General features: G+C 66.5%; 4 protein-coding genes. All 4 read right to left on the bottom strand.

The features are described from left to right. Positions 1-1,026: RNA polymerase sigma factor (locus ELR45_RS29225; RefSeq protein WP_240760221.1), on the bottom strand; the 1,026-nt coding region annotated here is incomplete at its 3' end. Between the two features lie 2 nt (positions 1,027-1,028). Next, a complete protein-coding gene (locus tag ELR45_RS29220) occupies positions 1,029-1,424 on the bottom strand; it encodes a YciI family protein (protein ID WP_129669442.1) in 396 nt (131 codons plus the stop codon). 35 nt (positions 1,425-1,459) lie between these two features. After that, a complete protein-coding gene (locus ELR45_RS29215) occupies positions 1,460-1,846 on the bottom strand; it encodes a VOC family protein (RefSeq protein WP_129669441.1) in 387 nt (128 codons plus the stop codon). Positions 1,847-2,127: 281 nt separating this feature from the next. After that, entirely contained in the window at positions 2,128-3,096 is a 969-nt protein-coding gene (locus ELR45_RS29210) for a hypothetical protein (RefSeq protein WP_129669440.1), read from the bottom strand. Positions 3,097-3,261: the final 165 nt, after the last annotated feature.

The following is a 3,261-nucleotide window of genomic DNA, read 5'->3' as shown; positions in this document are numbered from 1 at the left end:
GAGCGCCACCGACTGGTTGAGTGTGACCAACGGGTTGGGATCCAGGTCTCGAAGTATCCGATACAGCGAGACGACCTGCGCCCAGTCGGTGTCCTCGGCGCGCTCCGCCTCGGCGTGGACCGCTGCGATGGCCGCCTGGACCTGGTACCGCCCGATCGGCGCCCTGGCAAGCGTGTCTGTGACGAGATCGACGCCCTCCTGGATGAGGTGGTGGTCCCACTGGGCGCGGTCTTGTTCCGCCAGCGGGACCAGGCCTCCGTCGGGCCCGGTGCGCGCTCCACGGCGCGCCTCGTTGAGCAGCATGAGAGCCAGCAGTCCGGCGACCTCGCCGTCGTCCGGCAGCAAGCGATGGACGGTTCGAGTGATCCGGATCGCCTCCTGGGTCAGGTCGGCGCGATGGAGGTCGGAGCCCGACGTCGCGGCGTAGCCCTCGTTGAAGATCAGGTACAGGACGTGCAGTACGGAACGAAGACGCTCGCGCTCCATCACAGGCGGCATGCTGAAGCGAGCGCCGCCGGCCCTGATGCGCTGCTTGGCCCGGCTGATGCGTTGCGCCATGGTCGCCTCGGGGACGAGGAAAGCGCGCGCGATCTCCACCGTCGTCAGTCCGCCGACGGCGCGGAGTGTGAGCGCGACCTGGGAGCGCGGCGTGAGGCAGGGATGACAGCAGAGCAGCAGGAGCGTCAGCGTGTCGTCGTCGCTCCTCAGCAGCTCAGTGTCGGCGGCCGGGGCGACATGCTCGTCCGGCAGGGTCTCAAGGACCGCCTTCTCCTCGCGTCGACGGCTCGCCTGTTCCTTGCGTAGCAGGTCGGTCATGCGTCGGGAGGCGACCGTGACGAGCCAGGCCGGCGGGTCGTCGGGAATGCCGCGCTCGGGCCATTGCGTAGCGGCGGTCAGCAACGCCTCCTGGACCGCGTCCTCGGCTGTCTCGAAATTGCCGTAGCGGCGCACCAGCGCGGCGAGGACCTGCGGCGCGGCTTGGCGCAGCAGGTCCTCGACAGTCACGTCCCTGACATGCACGGCCACGGTCACATCTCCTGGCCGGACAGATCCATGATCGGGCGCACCTCGATGGGGGAGAACCGCGCGTCGGGGAAGCGCGCCGCGATCTCGGTCGCACGTTGCGGGCTCTCGCAATCGACGACGAAGTATCCCGCCAGTTGTTCCTTGGACTCGAGATACGGGCCGTCGGTGGTCAAGGGCACACCGTCGGGCGTCCGCACGGTCATGGTGTTCATCGGGTCGGCCAACGGAACACCGGCCACGAGCTCCCCGGACTCGGTGATCTCCTGCTGCAGATCGTTGAACTGGCGAACCAGCCGTTCACGTTCCTCGCCGGGGAGCGCGTGGAACTCGGGGCGTTGCATGAACATCGGGTGTTGCCAGTTCTGCGAGTTGCTGTAGATCAAGATCAGGTATTTCATCTCTCCTCATTCCCGATTCGGCAGTGCAGCGAGGGTCAGACCGTGCCGGCGACGCCGATCAGGTTGCCTTCTGGGTCGGTGAAATGCCCGACGACGAGCGGCCCATCCGATGAGCGCGCCGGACCCATGACACGTTTCCCGCCAAGGCTCTCGGCCTTCTGAAGCGCGGCCTCGACGTCGGGAACGCCGACGTAGAACAGGACTCGAGGCTCGTAGCCCTGGCCGCCGCACACGCCGCCGTTGATGCCGGTGCCGTCGCCGGTCGTGCTTCCGTCGACGAACCCGTACTCACCCGGCGCGGACACGGCCGTCGCCGACGCGTCGCCCAGGCCGAACTCCCAGCCGAACAGATCGCCGTAGTAGCTGCGCAACGTCGCCGGATCGCTTCCGACGATCTCGAAATGCACCACTGGCTGTCCCATGCCTGATCCTCTCCGCGCCGACGGGTCGGCGCCTGTCCATGTCTGCCCATGTGGGCCTGTCACAGCAGAGGTCGAAGCAGAGAGCCCTGATCTCGACATGCCCGGCGAGAAATCCTCCATCGGTCGCGTGATGCACGGCTGAGGAACGGCGCATCGGTGCTCCAGACGCCGGCCCTCACGTGTTGTGACCACCCGCCGGGCAGGAACTCATCGCGTCGCAGACGGGCGGCTGGCACGTTGTCCGGCTCGAGGCACGGCACACCACGGCGCTCGGCCTTGGTTCAGTGGAGTGTGTAGCGCCGCGCGACCTCGTGGAACGCTTCCTTCGGCTCCCAGCACGCAGGGTCGTCGGCAGAGGTCTTCACCACGCCGAAGCCCGCCATGTCCAGGTCATGGCGTGCGTCGTCGGCGTGGGGGAAGTCGTGCATGGAGAAGGTGTAGACGAAACAGCCGTGTACGTCGTGCCGGGAGTAGAGCTCGATGAGCTCACCGAGGTAGGTGGCCTGCGTCTGCTCGTCTCGCATGTGCCCGTCCTTGACCTGAGGCGGATCGGCGAACCAGTTGACGATCCGGAACGATCCGGGTCCGCGCTGTTCCGCACCGAGGTGGGCGCCGCAGCCGAATTCTGTGATGACGACGGGCTTGTCGGTCATGTTGATGAGGTCGCGCAGGCGCTGCTCGTATGCGGCGAAATCGGAGCCGATCCGGTAGAGATTGACGCCCACGAGGTCGAAGCGGGACCAGTCGACGTGCTCCCAGTATCCGGCAGCGTAGGTGACCGGTCCATGGAAATGTTTGCGTGCGGTGGCGACACCGTCAGCCAGCAGGGCATCGAGCTTGCGGGTGATCCGTCGATCGAAGAACCGGCGCCATCGCAGCAGGATCTGCAGACGGATGAACACATTCGGCCCCGGAATCATGCCGGGGGAGGTGAGGGAGAACTCGCTCCCCAGCAGGAGCGTGAGGCGGTCCGGATGCGATGCGCGCAGCTTCTCCGCTTCGGTCGCCGTCGCCGCCAGGTGGGCGAGCAACTCGCGTCGCGGGCGGTCGGCCAGGTATGGCCGAACGTAGACGTCCAGCCCGACCTCGAGCGCGAGCCGGGCCGCTTCCATCAGCTGCTCCGTGTCGGTGTCGATCAGCATCACCGTGGTGCAACGCAGATCGTCCCTGATGACACCTAGATCGCGGCGTATGTCGGCTGCGCTGACATCGCCGACCACGTATGAGATGCCCTTGACCTGCAGACTCATGAAATCCTCACCGTTGAACGGCAGGCTGGTAGCGGTACGACGGGCGAGCGACGCCGTCGACAATCGGCGGTCGCGATGAGTCTGCTCGCTCCCAGCGGTCTATCTCCGGAGAATGACCCACCCAGTCCACCGGAACGGAAGTGAACAACGTGGTTGAGAACAGGC

This window comes from Phytoactinopolyspora endophytica (genome assembly GCF_004138495.1).
GTDB lineage: Bacteria > Actinomycetota > Actinomycetes > Jiangellales > Jiangellaceae > Phytoactinopolyspora > Phytoactinopolyspora endophytica.
This window is presented reverse-complemented; position numbering and strand designations above follow the sequence as displayed.